General features: G+C 52.7%; 1 protein-coding gene. It reads right to left on the minus strand.

The window, feature by feature from the left end; all coding sequences use genetic code 11:
* On the minus strand, positions 1 to 254 hold a 254-nt coding region (locus ET33_RS34220), incomplete at its 3' end, for a helix-turn-helix domain-containing protein (protein WP_152570747.1).
* Between the last annotated feature and the right edge of the window lie 169 nt (positions 255 to 423).

Consider the following 423-nt stretch of genomic DNA (forward strand, 5'->3'; position numbering starts at 1 on the left):
GTCCAGCGCGCATAACCTTGAGGCGGTTCGGAGCAAGCCAGTGCTATGATTCGGGCTTCGACTTCCCCGGTCACTTGTGAAGGACGGGCGGGCTCAGCACGCTCACGGTAACGCAGGGTCTCGCGAATCCCGCGCGTGCAGTAGTCCTTGACCGTGTTATACACCGTGGCTTCGCTGACTCCTGCGCGGCGGGCGATTTCCGCTTGGGTTGGAATCGCTCCCTGCCCTTCGTCGCTAGAAGAAGTACGAGGCAACGATGCCGAATGCCTTTAGACGTAGACTTGCTGTGTAGGAGTTGCTCAATCTGTTCGCGTTCCTCTACTTGGAGTCGAATCTCGTATTTTTTGTTCATCTATAAGTCCTCCCATATTTTTCTTATAGGGAGAGTTTAAAAATTATATCTGATTCGGTCAAGATACTAGG

Source organism: Paenibacillus tyrphae (genome assembly GCF_000722545.1).
Lineage (GTDB): Bacteria > Bacillota > Bacilli > Paenibacillales > NBRC-103111 > Paenibacillus_G > Paenibacillus_G tyrfis.